This window comes from Arthrobacter sp. KBS0702 (assembly GCF_005937985.2).
GTDB lineage: Bacteria > Actinomycetota > Actinomycetes > Actinomycetales > Micrococcaceae > Arthrobacter.
Genome location: NZ_CP042172.1, coordinates 1,219,700 through 1,236,965, shown reverse-complemented (window position 1 = coordinate 1,236,965; position 17,266 = coordinate 1,219,700). Strand labels below are relative to the sequence as shown.

Annotated in this window: 16 protein-coding genes; 3 read left to right on the top strand and 13 right to left on the bottom strand. The window is 69.8% G+C overall.

Annotation, left to right across the window (positions count from 1 at the left end; all coding sequences use genetic code 11):
- Positions 1-30: 30 nt before the first annotated feature.
- From FFF93_RS05630 to FFF93_RS05620, 3 genes are all read left to right on the top strand, one after another.
- Complete coding sequence (locus FFF93_RS05630) at positions 31-1,194, top strand: DUF4439 domain-containing protein (RefSeq protein WP_138769793.1); 1,164 nt, start codon at positions 31-33, stop codon at positions 1,192-1,194.
- Between the two features lie 83 nt (positions 1,195-1,277).
- Positions 1,278-2,009: a VIT family protein gene (locus tag FFF93_RS05625; RefSeq protein ID WP_138769794.1), complete on the top strand. Its 732-nt coding sequence runs from the start codon at positions 1,278-1,280 to the stop codon at positions 2,007-2,009.
- Between the two features lie 25 nt (positions 2,010-2,034).
- Positions 2,035-3,078: an aminoglycoside phosphotransferase family protein gene (locus FFF93_RS05620; RefSeq protein WP_138769795.1), complete on the top strand. Its 1,044-nt coding sequence runs from the start codon at positions 2,035-2,037 to the stop codon at positions 3,076-3,078.
- On the opposite strand, the gene FFF93_RS05615 is transcribed toward FFF93_RS05620, so the two are convergent.
- From FFF93_RS05615 to FFF93_RS05555, 13 genes are all read right to left on the bottom strand, one after another.
- Positions 3,075-4,496 carry a pyridoxal-dependent decarboxylase gene (locus FFF93_RS05615; protein ID WP_138769796.1) on the bottom strand — a complete coding sequence of 474 codons (1,422 nt, stop codon included), beginning with the start codon at positions 4,494-4,496 and terminating at the stop codon, positions 3,075-3,077. The two genes, FFF93_RS05620 and FFF93_RS05615, sit on opposite strands and share 4 nt — an antisense overlap.
- A gap of 77 nt (positions 4,497-4,573) precedes the next feature.
- Positions 4,574-5,368, bottom strand: a complete 795-nt coding sequence (locus tag FFF93_RS05610; RefSeq protein ID WP_138769797.1) for a TSUP family transporter — start codon at positions 5,366-5,368, stop codon at positions 4,574-4,576.
- 22 nt (positions 5,369-5,390) lie between these two features.
- Complete coding sequence (locus tag FFF93_RS05605) at positions 5,391-7,202, bottom strand: proline--tRNA ligase (protein ID WP_138769798.1); 1,812 nt, start codon at positions 7,200-7,202, stop codon at positions 5,391-5,393.
- A gap of 379 nt (positions 7,203-7,581) precedes the next feature.
- Positions 7,582-8,475 (bottom strand): GNAT family N-acetyltransferase, encoded by an 894-nt coding sequence (locus FFF93_RS05600; RefSeq protein WP_138770518.1) that lies wholly within the window; start codon positions 8,473-8,475, stop codon positions 7,582-7,584.
- Positions 8,438-9,604, bottom strand: a complete 1,167-nt coding sequence (gene ispG, locus FFF93_RS05595) for a flavodoxin-dependent (E)-4-hydroxy-3-methylbut-2-enyl-diphosphate synthase (RefSeq protein WP_138769799.1) — start codon at positions 9,602-9,604, stop codon at positions 8,438-8,440. The genes FFF93_RS05600 and ispG overlap by 38 nt, the downstream gene beginning before the upstream one ends.
- Positions 9,605-9,664: 60 nt before the next feature.
- A complete protein-coding gene (locus tag FFF93_RS05590) occupies positions 9,665-9,958 on the bottom strand; it encodes a YciI family protein (protein ID WP_138769800.1) in 294 nt (97 codons plus the stop codon).
- A 28-nt stretch (positions 9,959-9,986) separates the two neighbouring features.
- Positions 9,987-10,472 (bottom strand): hypothetical protein, encoded by a 486-nt coding sequence (locus FFF93_RS05585; protein ID WP_138769801.1) that lies wholly within the window; start codon positions 10,470-10,472, stop codon positions 9,987-9,989.
- The gene (locus FFF93_RS05580; RefSeq protein ID WP_261375315.1) at positions 10,469-11,197 is read right to left on the bottom strand and encodes a MarR family transcriptional regulator; all 729 of its coding nucleotides are present in this window, start codon (positions 11,195-11,197) and stop codon (positions 10,469-10,471) included. Before FFF93_RS05580 ends, FFF93_RS05585 begins: the two co-directional genes overlap by 4 nt.
- Before the next feature lie 224 nt (positions 11,198-11,421).
- Complete coding sequence (locus tag FFF93_RS05575) at positions 11,422-12,753, bottom strand: RIP metalloprotease (protein WP_138769802.1); 1,332 nt, start codon at positions 12,751-12,753, stop codon at positions 11,422-11,424.
- A 40-nt stretch (positions 12,754-12,793) separates the two neighbouring features.
- Positions 12,794-13,978, bottom strand: a complete 1,185-nt coding sequence (gene dxr, locus FFF93_RS05570; RefSeq protein WP_138769803.1) for a 1-deoxy-D-xylulose-5-phosphate reductoisomerase — start codon at positions 13,976-13,978, stop codon at positions 12,794-12,796.
- A 116-nt stretch (positions 13,979-14,094) separates the two neighbouring features.
- Positions 14,095-15,627 carry a tripartite tricarboxylate transporter permease gene (locus tag FFF93_RS05565; protein WP_138769804.1) on the bottom strand — a complete coding sequence of 511 codons (1,533 nt, stop codon included), beginning with the start codon at positions 15,625-15,627 and terminating at the stop codon, positions 14,095-14,097.
- Positions 15,620-16,141 (bottom strand): tripartite tricarboxylate transporter TctB family protein, encoded by a 522-nt coding sequence (locus tag FFF93_RS05560; protein WP_138769805.1) that lies wholly within the window; start codon positions 16,139-16,141, stop codon positions 15,620-15,622. The genes FFF93_RS05565 and FFF93_RS05560 overlap by 8 nt, the downstream gene beginning before the upstream one ends.
- Before the next feature lie 2 nt (positions 16,142-16,143).
- The gene (locus tag FFF93_RS05555; protein WP_138769806.1) at positions 16,144-17,160 is read right to left on the bottom strand and encodes a tripartite tricarboxylate transporter substrate binding protein; all 1,017 of its coding nucleotides are present in this window, start codon (positions 17,158-17,160) and stop codon (positions 16,144-16,146) included.
- Positions 17,161-17,266 lie beyond the last annotated feature (106 nt).

The window sequence follows — 17,266 nt, the reverse complement described above, 5'->3', positions numbered from 1 at the left end:
GGCATCCCAACCATGACAAAATGGTCTGTTGTGAAAGATGACAGCAGGGACAAGCGACGGCGGGCCCGGCTGCCACGGCACCTCCCCCGACTCGCACTCCTCGCCTGCCTCGCCCTGGTGGTGGTCAGCCTGGGCATGGTGTTGATGCCCGGAAAGCCGCCGGAAACACAGGAACCACCGCTGTCCGAGCGCGCCCGCGCCGCCGCCCTGGCCGATGCGCTCCACCTCAAGGCCGCCGGCGAACAGCTTGGCGCTACCGCGGCCGACCCGGCCGTTCCCGCCACTTCGGCCACCGCCCTGCCGGCTGTGACGCGCACTGTGAGTTTGCTGACAACCCAAGCCCGGGCCCTGCTTCCGGGCTCCGCCACGGAGACCGTACCGGCAAACGGGGCACCGGCGACCGCCACGCCGTCGGCCTCTTCGGCGGCGGCCACGGCATCGGCCTCTTCGGCGCCGCCCACCCCGGCGCCGCCCACCGTGGACCGGCTGGCTTCGGACCTGGCACGGAGCGGCCGGCAGCGGCTTGCCGATGCGGCCGCCGTCGACGGCGGGATGGCCAGGCTTCTGGCCGCCGTCGGCACGGGGCAGTTGCTGCAGTCCTCCTCGCTCGCTGCCGCGGCAGGCGTCCCGGACCCGGCGCCCGGGCAGCAGGATCCCCCGGCCGGCGCGCCTACGGGTGCCGCATCGTGCCCTGCCGCGCCCGCGTCGCCGGCTGCCGCCGGCGGCGCGACCGGCACCGGGGCGGGTGCGGGGAAGGCCGATCTGCCCGGGGCCCTCGCAGCACTCATCCGCACCGAGCTGGAAACCGTCTACGAATACCAGGTGGCGTTGACCCGCCTGGACGGGACGGCGGCAAAGTCGGCCGCCGACGACCTCGCCCGGCATGAAGCCCTCGTCGCCGGTGCGGAAGCCCTGAGCCGGCGGCACTGCGCCCCGATCCCGCCACGGGAAGCCGGCTACGCCCTCGACCCGGCGTTCCTGGCCTCCCCGGGACCCGGACTGGCCGCGCTGGAAACCGCAGCGCTGCCCGCCTACGGCGATCTGGTGGCCTTCAGCGACGGTGACACCCGGCAGTGGGCCATCACCGGGCTCCTGGGGGCCGCACGCCGGGCCGCCTTCTGGGGTGCCACCACGGATGCAGTCCCCGGCCTGGCCGCCGATCCGGCGTCGTTCCCCACCCTGCCCGCGGGCTGACACCGCCCGCAGGCAAGGTCCGGCTTACCTTGCTTAGCCTTCCAATAGTGGCCTGCCGCGCCCGCTGGTGATTTGCTGTAGACATGGAAACCCCCGGCGCAGCAGCCCTTCATGACAACGAACCCCACCACAACGACATTGCGCATCGCCTCAACTGGCTCCGCGCGGGCGTTCTGGGCGCCAACGACGGCATCGTCTCGGTCGCCGCGGTCGTCGTCGGCGTCGCCGGTGTGACCACGGATTCGGGGCCGATCCTCATCGCCGGCGCCGCCGCGGTCGTGGGCGGTGCCATCTCGATGGCCCTGGGCGAGTACGTCTCGGTCAGCAGCCAGAAGGACAGCCAGCAGGCGCTGGTCGAGAAGGAACGCCGCGAGCTGGCCGAACAGCCCGAGGAGGAACTGGCAGAGCTGGCCGCCATCTACCAGGGCAAGGGGCTCAGTCCGGAAACCGCCCGCACGGTGGCCACCGAACTGACCGCGCACGATGCCTTGGCCGCGCACCTTTCGGCCGAGCTGCACATCGACGAGACGGACATCGTCAGCCCGTGGCACGCCGCCTTCGCCTCCGCCGTCGCCTTCCTGGTCGGCGCCATCCTGCCCATGCTGGCCATCCTGCTGCCGCCGGAAAACATCCGCGTCCCGCTGACCTTCGTTGCCGTACTCGTGGCCCTCGGGGCGACCGGGGCCATCGGCGCCTGGATCGGCGGAGGCTCGAAGATGAAGGCGGCCATCCGGGTGGTTATTGGTGGAGCGGCCGCGCTGGTGGCGACCTTCCTGATCGGCAGCTGGCTCGGCGCCAGCGGCATCGTCGCCTAAGTAACCGGCGACTACGCTGGAGTCGATGATTACGCCTCCAGCCGTTCCGCTTCCGCCCGGGCTGACGCGCCGCTACGGCGGAAGTGCCGAGGGGCGCGCCTGGCTCGCCGCACTCCCCCAACTGATCGCGCGCTGCCTCGCACAGTGGCAACTCGTCCCTGACCTCGCTCCCGGCAGCTTGCCGTGGCACGGCCACGGCGCTGTTGTGGTCCCGGTCCGCCGGGGTGCGGCGACGGCAGCCCTGAAGCTCGCCTTTCCGCATGAGGAAGCCTTGGCCGAACGGCACGCCCTCGCGTTATGGGGCGGCCGCGGCGCAGCCCTGGTCCTGGCCGACGACGCTGTCGCCGGCGCCCTGCTGCTCGAGCGGCTCGATGCCGAACGGCCGCTTCAGGACGTACCCCTGTCCGACGCCGTGGACGTCTGGGGCGGCCTGGTCCGCGAGTTGAGCCTGCTGCCGGACGGGCGGCCGGAGTGGCGCGAATTCGGCCAGATCGCGGCCCGCGCCGAGCAGTGGAGCGACGAACTGCCGGAGAGCTGGGAACGCCTGGGCCGGCCGTTCCCGCGCTGGCTGTTGGAGGCGGCCCTGGAGGTCTGCCAGACTCGGGGCGCCGTCGGCCGGCGGTCCGGCACGGACGTGCTGGTCCACACCGACCTGCATTTCCTGAACATCCTCGCCCGGCCCGGGACTGCGGCGCGTCCCGGAGGCTTCACGGCAGCGCAGTTCAAGGCGATCGATCCGCAGCCCCTCGTGGGGGAGGCGGAGTTCGCGGTGGCACCGCTGCTGTGGAACCGGCTGGCCGAACTGCCCCGCTCCGGCCCCGGCGAGGCCCTGCTGGAGCGCTGCTTCGACTTCAGCGCCGCAGCGGGTCTCGACGGCGAGACCGCCCGGCAGTGGGCCGTGGCCCGGGAGGTGGACAACGCCCTGTGGTACGCGTCCAGGCGGACCCACGGCGGCGACCTGGCCCGCTCGCTGTGGGTGGCCAGCACCCTCGCCGGCAACACCCTCGACGGCCTCCCGGCGCCGCAGGAGCTGCCCGTACCCGGGGCCTCGGCCAGCCCGCCGGGCTAACCGCGTCGCTGCCCCCGCACGGCCGCCAGCGCGTCCTGCACGGCGCCGACGGCGGCTGCCACGTCGGCGTCGTCCGTACTCCAGTTGCTCACCGAGATCCGCAGGATGTCCCGGCCCTGCCAGCGTGAACCGGACATCCAGACGCGTCCGTCGGCGATGATCCGCTCGGTGACTGCGCGGGTGGTGGCGTCCTCCCCGAAGGCTAGCGAGACCTGCGTGTAGTCGACGTCATTGAGCACCTCGACGCCGTCCAGCGCCGACAAGCGTTCCGCGAGCTGCCGGGCGCGCAGCACGAGCCCGCGCACCTGGCCGGCGACGCCGTCCCGGCCCAGCGATTTCAGCGCGGCCCAGACCGGCACCCCACGGGCCCGGCGGGACAGTTCCGGGACCGTCTCGAAGGGGTCCGCCGCGCCGTCCGCGGCCTGGATCAGGTAGCTGGTGTGCACGCCCATGGCCGACCGCAGCGCCTGCGCGTCCCTGACCACCGCGATGCCGCAGTCGTACGGCACATTGAGGGTCTTATGCGCGTCGGTGCCCCACGAGTCAGCGCCCTGCAGCCCGGCGGTCAGGGCGGCGAGCTCCGGGACCGCGGCGGCCCAGAGCCCGAAGGCACCGTCCACGTGCACCCAGGCGCCGTGGGCCTTGGCAACCGCTATTGCCTCCTCGAAGGGGTCAAAGGCGCCCGAGTGCAGGTTGCCCGCCTGCAGGCAGACCAGCAGCGGGGCACGGGCTGATCCGGCGCCGGCCGTGGCGTCGGCGAGGGCACGGTCCAGTTCCGCCGGGTCCAGGCGGCCCTGACGGTCCGCGGGGACAACCGCGGGCCGGCCCAGCCCCAGGTACCGCAGGCCCAGGTCGATTGTGTCGTGCCGTTCCTGGCCCACGAAGCACCGGATCCGGGGCGCGCCGGCGAGGCCGTCGGCGTCGAGGTCCCAACCGGCGTCGGCCATCAGGCGCCACCGCGCCGCGGCCAGCCCGGTGAAATTCGCCATGGTGGCACCGGTGGCGAAGCCGACGTCGGACTCCGCGGGGAGCCCCAGCAGTTCGAGCAGCCAGTTGCCGGCGGCCTCCTCGATGGCGGCTGTGGCGGGAGTGGCGAAGCGCAGTCCGGCGTTCTGGTCCCAGGCGCTGACCAGCCAGTCCGCGGCCAGCGCGGCCGGCAGGGTGCCCCCAATGACCCAGCCGAAGAACCTCCCGGAGGGCATGGCCATCAGGCCGGGTTCGGCTTTCGCGGCCAGGTAGTCCACCACCTCTGCAGCCGGCATGCCGTTCCGGGGCAGCGGGCCGCCAAAGTCGGCCGCAAGCTCAGCTGCCGACGCGCGCGGGCCGACCCGCCGCGTTTCCTGGCTCTCGAGCCAGTGGCGTGCATGCCGGGACGCGGCCGCCAGGGCCTCGCTGTAGCGTTCTTCGGGAGCTGACATAGCTGCATGCTACGCCGGCCACCGCGGCACGGGGAGTCCCCTGGCGGCCGCGGAGGGGATGCCTGAGACGGGGCGTGTTACCCGACGACGTCCTGCCAGACGTCGGAGCCGAGTTTGATGATCAGGGCGCCGACCACCACGAGGAACACGATCCGAATGAACTTGCTTCCCCTGCTGACGGCGGTGCGGGCGCCGAGGTAGCCGCCGGCCATGTTCGCGGCGCCGAGGACCAGGCCCAGGCCCCAGAGCAGCGAACCGTGGGGTAGGAAGAACATCAGGGCGCCGGCGTTGGTCGCCATGTTGACGATCTTGGCCTTGGCGCTGGCCTCCAGGAACGCGTAGCCCATCGCGGACACCAAGGCGATGATCAGGAAGGAGCCGGTGCCCGGGCCGATCATGCCGTCATAGAAGCCGATCACGGCTCCGATCAGGCAGGCCACGACATAGTGCCGGTGCCCGTCGTGCCGCAGTTTGGTCAGCTCGCCCACGTTCGGCCGGAACGCCGTGAACAGGGCGACGGCGACCAGCGCCGCCACGATGATGGGTTTGAAGACGCTTGCCGGCAGGGTCGCGGCGAGCACGGCCCCGCCGAAACTGCCGGCCAGCGCGATGACCGCCATCGGCACGGCGGTGCGCAGGTCCGGACGGACCCGCCGGTAGTAGGTGAAGGCGCTCGTGGTGGTGCCGAAGATGGAACCCATCTTGTTCGTCGCCAGCGCCTGCACCGGGCTGATTCCGGGGACCAGCAGCATGACCGGCAGCTGGATCAGTCCCCCGCCGCCCACCACCGCGTCCACCCAGCCGGCGGCGAAACCGGCCACCACCACCAGGATCAGCGTGGCGAGCTGTATTGATTCGAGACCGGAGACCATCCTCGGTAAAGCCGGCGGCGCGTCAGTTGTTGCGGACGGCGTTGACCACGTAGGCCACCGCCTTGTCGACGGCCACGTTCTCGGCTTCGCCGCTGCGGCGGTCCTTGATCTCCACGACGCCGTCCACCAGACCGCGCCCGACGGCGAGGATGGTGGGCACACCAACGAGCTCGGCGTCGCCGAACTTCACGCCCGGAGAAACCTTGGGGCGGTCGTCGTAGATGACCTCGAGGCCGGCGGCCTCCAGTTCCAGGGCCAGTTTCTCCGCGGCGGCGAAGATTTCCTCGCCACGGCCCACCGCGACGACGTGGACGTCGGCCGGTGCGACGGCGCGCGGCCAGATGAGGCCCTTCTCGTCGTGGTTCGACTCGGCCAGGGCCGCGACCGTCCGGGTGACACCGACGCCGTAGGAGCCCATGGTGACAACGACCTGCTTGCCGTTCTGGTCCAGGACCTTGAGATCCAGGGCCTCGGCGTATTTGCGGCCGAGCTGGAAGATGTGGCCCATCTCGATCCCGCGGGCGGTCTCCAGCGGGCCCGAACCGTCGGGGGCCTCGTCGCCGGCGCGCACCTCGGTGCACTCGATGACGCCGTCCCAGCCGAAATCGCGGCCGGCGACCAGGCCGAAGACATGCTTGCCGGCCTCGTTGGCGCCGGTGACCCAGGCGGACCCGCTGACGACCCGGGGGTCCACGAGGTAGAGCAGCTTCGCGGCGCCCTCGGAGCCCAGCAGGGGCGCATCCAGGGACAGGCCCGGGCCGAGGTAGCCCTTGACGATGAGCGGCTGCTTCTTGAGGTCTTCCTCGTTCGCGGCCTCGAGCGTGATTTCGCCGGCGATGGGCAGGAAGGAGCCGATGTTCGCTTCGACGCGCTTGAGGTCCACGCCGCGGTCCCCCGGCACGCCGATGACGACGAGCTGGCGCTCACCGGTGGGCAGCGTCACGGCGAGGACCACGTTCTTGAGGGTGTCGGCGGCGGTCCAGGCGCCGCCGTCGGCCTCGCTGCGGGGCACCAGGGCGTTGGCGGCGTCGACGAGCGTGTCGATCGTCGGGGTGTCCGGGGTGTCCCGGACTTCCGCGGCCGGGGCGTCGGAATAATCGATGTCCGCGGGGACCACGGTGGTGACCGCCTCGACGTTCGCCGCGTAGCCGCCGGCGGAGCGCACGAAGGTGTCTTCGCCGATTTCGGTCGGGTGCAGGAATTCCTCGCTCTTGGACCCGCCCATGGCGCCAGCCGTGGCCGTGACCGGGACGACTTCCAGGCCGAGGCGCGCGAAGATCTTCAGGTAGGCGCCGCGGTGCGCGGCGTAGCTGGCGTCCAGGCCGGCGTCGTCGACGTCGAAGGAGTAGGAGTCCTTCATGATGAACTCGCGGCCGCGCAGCAGGCCCGCCCGCGGACGGGCCTCGTCGCGGTACTTGTTCTGGATCTGGTAGAGGCTCAGCGGCAGGTCCTTGTACGAGGAGTACAGGTCCTTGACCAGGAGCGTGAACATCTCCTCATGGGTGGGGGCCAGCAGGTAGTCGTTGCCCTTGCGGTCCTGGAGCCGGAAGATGCCCTCGCCGTATTCGGTCCAGCGGTTGGTCGCCTCGTAGGGCTCCTTGGGCAGCAGCGCCGGGAAGTGGACTTCCTGGGCGCCGATGGCGGTCATTTCCTCGCGGATGATCTGCTCCACCCGGCGCAGGACGCTCAGTCCCAGCGGCAGCCAGGTGTAGATGCCCGGGGCCGCGCGGCGGATGTAGCCGGCCCGGACCAGCAGCCGGTGGCTGGCCACTTCGGCGTCGGCGGGGTCTTCACGAAGGGTGCGCAGGAACAGCTTGGAGAGTCGAAGGACCACTGGAGGGGTATCCGTTTCTGAGGAAGTGCGGGGCATGCTGGGTGTTTACGAAAATTGTCCAGCTACTAATCTACCGTCTAGCCGCGCACGGGATTCCCGTCCTCAAATGGAAGAGCCACGCCATGACGCGGAAGCCCCTGGCCGTTTCCGGCTGGTCATCCCGTGATGGCGTGGCCCCTGCGTCCCCAGTGCCGCTAAGTCCAAGGCTGCCGGTCTAGCTGATCCTGTCCTTTCGGACGGTACCTGCAGCCAATGGTTCGATCCTCCCTGAGACCGCACGCGCCTGCTCGGCGCGGCTAGCTAGAACCTATGTGATCTAAGCCGCCAAAACAAGAGTCTGCAACCAGATTTCTGTCAACATTGCGTGTCAAGAAGGTGTCTAAAACAGCACGGTCGCGAACGTTCCCACCTGGTGGAAGCCCACGCGCTCATAGCTGGCCCGGGCTCGGGTATTGAAGTCGTTGACGTAGAGGCTGGTGACCGGCGCCAGCGTCTGGGCGAGGACCACGACGGCGGCCATGTAGCCGGCGCTCAGGCCGCGTCCGCGGAACGCCGGGTCCATCCAGACGCCCTGCACCTGCGTCACCTCCGGGGTGACCGCACCGAGCTCGGCCTTGAACACCACTTCGCGGTCCTGGCCCAGATGGACCAGCGAGTGGCCGGCCCGGATCAGGCCTTTGACCCGGCGGCTATAGTACTCGCGGCCGCCTAGGTACGGCGAGTAGCCCACTTCCTCCTCGAACATGGCCGCGCAGGCGGGCAGGATCCGGTCGAAGTCAGCGAGGTGGCCGAAGCCAAGAGCGGGGTTTGGCTCCAGCAGGGGCGGCCCGGAGATGGCCAGGAGCGGTTGGTTCCCCCGGATTTCCTGGGCGTCGTGGCCCAACTGCTCCATCGCCGCGTAGATGGCCTGGACCGTCTCCGCCGGCCCGAAAATGGAGGCGTAGCGGCGGCCGGAGCGGTGGGCCGCTGCCGCCACGAGGCCGGCGAACTCCGGATCCAGCTGGACTGGCACCAGGTTGGCGCCGGCCCAGCAAGCCCCGAGCAGCACCCCGCCGTCGAACACGCCGAAGATGCTGGCGCCGCCGGCGGTGGGAGACGCCGTGCCGGCGGTCTCGAGGTGGGACAGGATAAAGACGTTGGCGACGGCGTCCTGCCGGGCGAGGTCCAGCAGGGCACCGGTGTCCGCGCCGGTCAGGATCCGGACGTCTTGTCCGGCAGCCGCGCCGGCGCCGTCCCTACGAGACGCTAACCACGGGGCTACCCTGGACAGCATCTTCGCCATCAGACTCCCCCATCTCTTCTGCGAGACGCATGGCCTCTTCGATCAGTGTCTCAACGATCTGGTCCTCGGGGACGGTCTTGATGACCTCGCCCTTGACGAAGATCTGGCCCTTGCCGTTGCCGGACGCCACGCCGAGGTCCGCTTCACGGGCTTCCCCGGGACCGTTGACCACGCAGCCCATGACGGCGACGCGCAGCGGGACCTCCATGCCCTCGAGGCCTGCCGTGACCTGCTCGGCGAGCGTGTAGACGTCCACCTGGGCGCGGCCGCAGGACGGGCAGGAGACAATTTCGAGCTTGCGCGGACGCAGGTTCAGTGACTGCAGGATCTGGTTGCCCACCTTGATTTCCTCCACCGGCGGGGCCGAGAGGGAAACCCGAATGGTGTCGCCGATACCGCGCGAGAGCAGCGCGCCGAAAGCGGTGGCGGACTTGATGGTGCCTTGGAACGCCGGACCGGCCTCGGTCACGCCGAGGTGCAGGGGCCAGTCGCCCTTCTCCGCGAGCATCTCGTAGGCCGCGACCATGATGACGGGGTCGTTGTGCTTGACCGAGATCTTGAAGTCATGGAAGCCGTGCTCTTCGAACAGCGAGGCCTCCCAGACCGCGGACTCCACGAGGGCCTCCGGGGTGGCCTTGCCGTACTTCTTCAGGATGCCCGGCTCCAGCGAACCGGCGTTTACGCCGATCCGGATCGAGGTGCCGTGGTCCTTGGCCGCCCGGGCGATTTCCTTGACCTGGTCATCGAACTTGCGGATGTTGCCGGGGTTGACGCGGACGGCCGCGCAGCCGGCCTCGATGGCGGCGAAGACGTACTTCGGCTGGAAGTGGATGTCCGCGATCACCGGGATCTGCGACTTCCGGGCGATGATCGGCAGCGCCTCGGCGTCGTCCGCGGACGGGCAGGCGACACGGACAATGTCGCAGCCGGACGCGGTCAGTTCGGCGATCTGCTGCAGGGTGGCGTTGATGTCCGTGGTCGGAGTCGTGGTCATCGACTGCACGCTGATCGGCGAGTCGGAGCCGACGCCGACCGAACCCACCTTGATCTGGCGGGTCTTTCGGCGTGGGGCAAGAACGGGGGGCGGTGCCGATGGCATTCCCAGGCTGACCGAGGTCACGTGGACTCCTCTGTGGATCGAATTCTAGGTCGAAGATCGATGGCGGGTGGGCGGAGCGGGCTAGGCCGCGTGCTCGGCCAGCAGGCCGGTCAGCGGGGCCCAAACCATCGTGCGGGTGCCGGAGATGGCGCCTGCACCGGCGAAAGGGTCCTGCTTGAGGATTTCGTTGAGGGCTTGTTCGTCGGCCGCCTTGAAGATCAGCAGCGCGCCGGCGCCGTCCGAGTACGGGCCGCTGGCCAGGATCGTGCCTTCCTCGGCAAGTCCCGCGGTCCATTCGCGGTGGGCGGGCCGGGTGGCGTCGCGGGTTTCGGCGGATTCGGCGTCGTAAACGTACTCAACAGCAAAAACAGTCATACGGATACCCTATCGCCTGTCCGGGGCGTCAGCCGAGGAGCAGCACCTTGGCCAGGGCGGCGACCCCGGCCGCCCAGAGCAGCGAGGTGAGGGTGCCGATGATGAACCGTTCGGCCGCCACCGGTGTTTCCTTGAGCTCGGCGAAGCGCCCCAGGCCCTTGATCGCGACCACATAGGCGATGGCGACAGGCTGGCCCGTCAGGACGGCCACGCAGACCGCGAGGCGCTCGAGGACGCCGATGATGGCGCCGCCGCGGAGGATCCGGGGGCTGCTGACGGAGGCGTCCGCGGCGCCGGCTGTCCCGGCCGTGGTTGTGACAGCCGATCCGGAGGTGACAGCGGGGTCAACGGTGACATCGGCCGCAGGGTCAGTGGCCGGGTCCGCGGCGCTGGCGGCGTCGGCGGCGTCGGCCCGGTCGTCGATGGTCCGGGCGAGCCGGAAGACGAGGGCGGTCACCGGCCAGCCGGCAAAACCTGCGGTGAGCAGGGCCAGGGTGATCCAGAGGGCGTTCACCGGTCTCCTTCTGTGCTGTCCCGGGTGCGGGGATCCGACTGCTCCCCGGCGTCGGGGGTGCCGGTGATGAGTCCGTGGGCGAAGGACAGCAGCATTTCCGCCGCCGGCCTCGCGGCCCATTCTTCCTGCCAGCCGGAGCGCAGCAGCGCACGGCTCACCGATTGCTCGGTGATTCCGAGTTTTTGGGCGGCGATTTTCTGCGTGCCGTGCGTGCCGGCATGGCCGTGCTGGACGGAACGCAGCGCATCCACCACCTTCCACTGGGCGGCGGTCCGGTCCTGGACGAGCCGGCCGATCAGGCGCAGCACGGCCTCGGCGTTGGCGCAGGCGCGGGCGCCGGCTGACCCCGCGGGCGAGGGCGCAGCCTCTCTCCTGCGCAGCGCGCCGGAGACGACGGCGACCGGCACATGCGCGGAGCCGGACTTGGCACTCTCGACGGCCGCCCGCGCCGCCACGAAGGCAGGACCGGAGCCCTCCCGGGGGCTGGCCGGCAGCGGCAGGTCCACGGCACCCACCCCGATTCCCACATACCACCGGCCGCTCCGCAGCACGTGCAGGGCAATCCCGACGACTTCCTCGGGCCGCTCCACGACCCCCTGGACCTCATCGCCCACCGAACGCTCAAAGCGCCCGGCCGTGGAGAGACCTTTCAACTCGGCGAGCAGGCCCGGGACGCGGTCGATGTCGGTGCTGCTGCCGCGCTGGTCGATGGTCATCACGTACATAGCCCCAGCCTAGGGGGCTGATCCCGGAGGATCAATCGTTTTCAACTGATTACTGAAAATAAGCCTGAAAAGACTGATACTTCAAAATCACTCCGCTGGGGTTGCCCGGGCCGCAGGCCGAGGCGACGCTCCCGCCCGGCCACTCCGTTCCCGAGGCCCTTGCGCCCGCGGTCCGCGGGAAACCGGGGCGGCCGCAGACTTCGCGGGAACCCGCGGCGCCCGGCTTAGCCGAAGAGGTTGACCGGCTTGACGATGTCCGCGTAGATCAGCAGCGCGGACATGCCCATCAGCAGCACGGCCACGACGTAGGTGACCGGCAGCAGCTTGGCGATGTCGAACGCGCCCGGGTCCGGCCGGCCGAGCAGCTTGGCGATCCGTCGCCGCGCCCCCTCATACAGCGCCCCCGCGACGTGGCCGCCGTCGAGCGGCAGCAACGGGACGAGGTTGAACACGGCCAGGGCGAAGTTCAGCCCGGCGAGCAGCCCCACCAAGGCGGCCAGCCGGCTCTGCAGCGGCACCTGTTCCATGGCAGCGACCTCGCCGGCCACCCGGCCCACGCCGACGACGCTGATGGGACCGTTGGGGTCGCGGGGCTCCTCGCTGAAGGCTGCCTGGGCCACGCCGGCCACGCGGGCCGGGAGGTTCACGACGACGCCGGCGATCTGCTTGATGTTCTCGCCGGCCAGCGGCAGGACGGCCGTCGCCGGTTGCTGCACGAGGGCCGTCTGCGCCCCGATCCCGAGGAAGCCGACGTCCTGGTAGCGGGGCTTGCCGGCGGCATCCTTGGCCTGCCGGCCGTCCTCGCCGACCACCGGCCGGGCGGACAGGACCGGAGTGACCGTCGCGGTGACGGGGGTGCCGTCGCGCTCCACGGTGATGGTGACCTGCTTGCCCGCCGAGGAGCGGATCCAGCCGGTGAGCTCGTCCCAGCTGGTGACGGCCTTGCCGTCGAACGAGGTGATCCGGTCGCCCGGCTTAAGGCCGGCGGCGGCCGCGGGGGTGAGTTTGCAGTCGGCAGAGTTCGGGTCGACAGTCTGGCCGGCCATGACCTGGCATTTGGAGACGTCGGCGATCGTGGTGGTGGAGCTCGCCACGCCGAAGCCCATCAACAGCACGGCGGTCAGCACCACGCCGATCAACAGGTTCATCGCGGGCCCGCCCAGCATGATGATGATCTTCTTCCAGACCGGCAGCCGGTAGAAGACCCGGTTCGCGTCCTCGGGGCCGACTTCCTCATGCGCCAGGGAGCGGGCGTCGGTGGCGAGGGACTGGAACATTCCGGTGCTGGAGGGCCGGACGCTGCCGTCGGTCTTGTTCGGCGGGTACATCCCGATCATGGAGACGAAGCCGCCCAGCGGGATCGCCTTCAAGCCGTATTCGGTTTCGCCCCGGCGCCGGGACCAGACGGTGGGTCCAAAGCCGATCATGTACTTCGTGACGCGCACCTTGAAGAGCTTGGCCGGGACCAGGTGCCCGACCTCGTGCAGGGCGATGGACACGGCGATGCCGATCGCCACGAAGACGACACCGAGGATAAAGAGGACAACGGGGCTCATACTGGGCTTTGCTTCTTCCTGGGCACGGGTGGGCTACTTCTTAGGCACTTCCAACGGCCAAACGTTCAAGGGTCCGCGCCCGTGCCCATTGTTCAGCATCCAGCACGGATTCGACCGTCAGCCCGGAGGATCCTGAGTGCCCGCTGAGGACGGCTTCGATCGTATCGACAATCTCGGTGAAGCGGATCCGGCCGGCGTGGAAGGCCATCACCGCCTCCTCGTTCGCGGCGTTGAACACGGCGGGGAAGGTGCTTCCCTGCCGGGCGGCCTCCTTGGCCAGACCGACGGCGGGGAACGCCCGGGTATCCAGCGGCTCGAAGGTCCAGCTGGTGGCCTTCGTCCAGTCGCAGGGCTGCGCCGCGCCGGCCACCCGGTCCGGCCAGCCGAGGCCGAGGGCGATCGGCAGGCGCATGTCCGGCGGGGAGGCCTGCGCAATGGTGGAGCCGTCCACGAACTGGACCATGGAGTGCACCACCGACTGCGGGTGCACGACGACGTCGATCCGCTCCAGCGGGATGTCGAAGAGCAGGTGGGCTTCGATGAGCTCCAGTCCCTTGTTGACCAGGCTCGCGGAGTTGGTCGTGACCATCAGGCCCATGTCCCAGGTGGGGTGCGCCAGGGCTTCCCGGGGCGTGACGTCGCGCAGCTGCTCCCGCGTCATGCCACGGAACGGGCCGCCTGACGCCGTCAGCACCAGCCGGTCCACCTCGGCGGCCGTGCCGGAGCGCAGGCACTGGGCGATCGCGGAGTGCTCGGAGTCGACCGGGACGATCTGCCCCTCGCGGGCAGCGGCCTTGACCAGGGACCCGCCCACGATCAGGGACTCCTTGTTCGCCAACGCCAGCGTCGCGCCGGATTTCAGCGCTGCGAGGGTGGGGGCGAGTCCGATCGAGCCGGTGATGCCGTTGAGCACAACGTCGGCCGGGACTTCGGCGATCCGGGTGGAGGCGTCCGGGCCGGTGACGATCTCCGGCCGGTAGCCGGCGACGCCGGCCGCACGGGCGGCGTCGTCGATCAGCTGTTGGAGGGCCGCGGCGTCCCCGCTGGCGATGCCGACGGCGCGGGCCCGGGTGTGCACGGCCTGCCGGGCCAGGAGTTCGAGGTTGCCGCCGCCAGCGCTGAGGGCCACGATCTCGAAGAGGTGCGGGGCGCCGTCGACGACGTCGATGGCCTGGGTGCCGATGGAACCGGTGGATCCGAGGAGGACGATTGTGCGCGGCTGCATGGTTCCAGTATCCCGCACCGCGGCGGCCCCGCGTTTCCGTGCGGTCCAGCCAGGCACGGCGGCAGGCCGCGGCAGTGTTTCGTTGAGAACACTGCCGCGGCCTGCCGGTGTGGTGGCTAGACGGACACCTCTTCCTTCTCGGTCACCGTTTCCAGGGCGGCCTGGCGGCGGCGCAGCCACCAGGAGCCGAGGAAGATCAGGCCCATGGTCGCGTAGACCACGACGGCGAACGGGGTGGAGATCAGGGCCGCGGGGTCATTCTGGGAGAGCTGCAGCGAGCGCCGCAGCTGCACCTCGAACATCGGCCCGAGGATCATCGCCACCACCATGGGCGCCACGGGGTAGCCGTAGCGGCGCATGAAGTAGCCCAGGATGCCGACCACCAGCAGCACGCCGACGTCGCTCGGCGAGAAGTTCACCGAGAACGCGCCGAGCGCCGCGAAGACCAGGATGCCGGCGTACAGGTAGGGCCGCGGGATCTGCAGGATCTTCACCCAGAGGCCCACGAGCGGCAGGTTGAGCACCAGCAGCATCAGGTTGCCCACGTACAGCGAGGCGATCAGGGTCCAAACCAGGGCGCTCTGGTTTTCGAACAGGAGCGGTCCGGGCTGGATCTGGTAGCGCTGGAAGGCCGTGAGCATCATGGCGGCGGTGGCCGTCGTCGGGATGCCGAGGGTCAGCAGCGGCACCAGGACACCGGCGGCGGCAGCGTTGTTGGCGGCCTCCGGACCGGCGACGCCCTCGATCGCGCCCTTGCCGAACTGCGCCTTGTGGGCACCCTTCGCAAGCTTCCGCTCCGCGGCGTAGGACAGGAACGTGGAGACGTCCGCGCCGCCGGCGGGCACCGTGCCGATCGGGAATCCGATAAAGGTCCCGCGCAGCCACGGCTTCCAGGACCGCTTCCAGTCCTCCTTGGACAGCCAGGCGTTCTTGCCCTTGCTGACCGGGATGACCTCGACCGGGCCGTGCCGGAGCTTGGAGGCGACGTACAGCGCCTCGCCGAGGGCGAAGAGGCCCACCGCCACGAGGACCATGTCGATGCCGTCCACCAGGTTGGGGTTGTCGAAGGTGAAACGCTGCTGGGCCGTGCTGTCATCGATGCCGATCAGGCCGATGAACAACCCCAGCGCCAGGGATGCCAGTCCGCGTAGCACCGAGGCCCCCAGCAGCGCGCCCACCGTCAGGAAGGCCACCACCATCAGTGCCACGTAATCGACCGGTCCGAGCCCGACGGCGAGGTCCGCCACCACCGGGGCAAGGAAGGACAGCAACACGGTGGCGATGGTGCCGGCGATGAACGAGCCGATCGCCGCCGTCGCGAGCGCCGCCGCTCCCCTGCCGGCCTTAGCCATCTTGTTGCCCTCGAGCGCGGTGACGATCGAGGAGGACTCCCCGGGGGTGTTGAGCAGGATGGACGTGGTGGAGCCGCCGTACATGCCGCCGTAGTAGATGCCGGCGAAGACGATCAGGGCCGCCGCCGGATCCAGGGCGTAGGTGATCGGCATCAGCAGGGCCACCGTCATGGCGGGGCCGATGCCCGGCAGCACGCCGACGGCAGTGCCGACGAAGACGCCGCCCAGGGCGTACAGCAGGTAGACCGGCTGCAGCGCCGTGGTGAAGCCTTCGAGCAGGAGCATGAAGTTATCCATGGAAGAACGGCACCCCCTCGAGCAGCGGGCCCGGCGGAAGCGAGACGCCCAGCAGCCCGCCGAAGACGTACTGCAGCACCAGGGCCATGGCGACGGAGACCAGGACGGCCTTCCACAGCGGCTTGGCCTCCAGGGTCCAGGCGGCGCCGCTGAACAGCACCGCCGCTGCCACCGGCCAGCCCGCGGGTTCAATCAGGAAGATGTGCAGGATCACGAAACCGACGAGCTTGGCCAGGGCGATCCAGTCCGTTTTGGCGTCGACATCAAGGTCCTCGCCTTCCTCGGCCTGGCCGACCTTGCCCCGAAGGACCTGCACGACGATGCCGGTGCCGACGAGGACCAGCATGCCGCAGACGATGTAGGGGAAGGCGCGTGGGCCGATGCCGGTCTCTGACGGCGGGATCGGGATGGATCCCGCCGTCAGGAGCCCTGCCGCGCCCACGCTGACGAACAACAGGGCGAAAAGGATCTCCCCTGTCGGCCGCCTGGTGGGCGTAAGAGCGTGCGAAGACATTGTTACTTGACCAGGCCGATCTGCGTCAGGGTGGTCTTGACCTTGGTGATGTCCTCGGTGAGGAAGGTCTTGAAGCCGTCGCCGGCGAGGAAGGCGTCGTCCCAGTTGTTCTTCTTCAGGGTGGACTTCCACGCCTCGGACTCGTGCAGCTTGGTAACGAGCTCGGTCAGCTTGGTGCGCTGGGCGTCGTCGATCGAGCCCGGCGCCACAACGCCGCGCCAGTTGGTGAGCACGACGTCGATGCCCTGGTCCTTGAGCGGCTTGATGCCGGGCAGGACGGGAGCCTCCGTTTTGCCGGAAACGGCGAGCGCCCGGACCTTGCCGGCCTTGACCTGCTCGGCGTACTCCCCGACGCCGGAAATGCCGGCCTGGACCTTGTTGCCGAGGAGCGCCGCGAGGGATTCGCCGCCACCGGAGTAACCGATGTAGTTCAGCTTGTCCGACTCGACGCCCTGGGACTTCAGGATCTGCCCGGCCAGGATGTGGTCCGCGCCGCCGGCGGAGCCGCCGGTGATGGCCACACCCTTGCCGTTGGCCTTGATGTCGTCCACGAGGTCCTTCACGGACTGGTACTTCGACGCCGCCGGCACCACGAGGACCAGCGGCTCTTCGGTCAGGCGGGCGATCGGGGTGGTGTCTTCAAGGCGGGTCTTCGCGCCGTTGGTCTCCACGGCGCCGACCATCACGTAGCCCATCACCATGAGGGTGTTGGCGTCCTTTTCGGTGGCGAGCTTGGCCAGGCCGTTGGTCCCGCCGCCGCCGCCGATGTTGGTGACCTGGGCGGAGGACACGAGCTTGTTGGACTGCAGGTCCGCCTGGATGGCCCGGCCGGTCTGGTCCCAGCCGCCGCCCGGGTTCGCGGGGACGATGATGCTGAGCTTCTTGATCGGGTCCGCGGTGGCGCTTGCCCCGGCCGCGGCGCCGGTGCTGCCTCCGGCGCAGGCGGACACGGCGAGCACGAGGCCGACTGCCCCGGCCGTCAGTGCGGCCCGACGGGTGAAGTTGAGGTGGGACGTCATTATCTCTCCTTGTACGAATGTGATGCACATCATTGGAATCACTTCCCCGACCGTAGGGGCGGGTCCGGGCCGGGAACAGTATTCGGACGTAGAGGTAGTAGTGGTC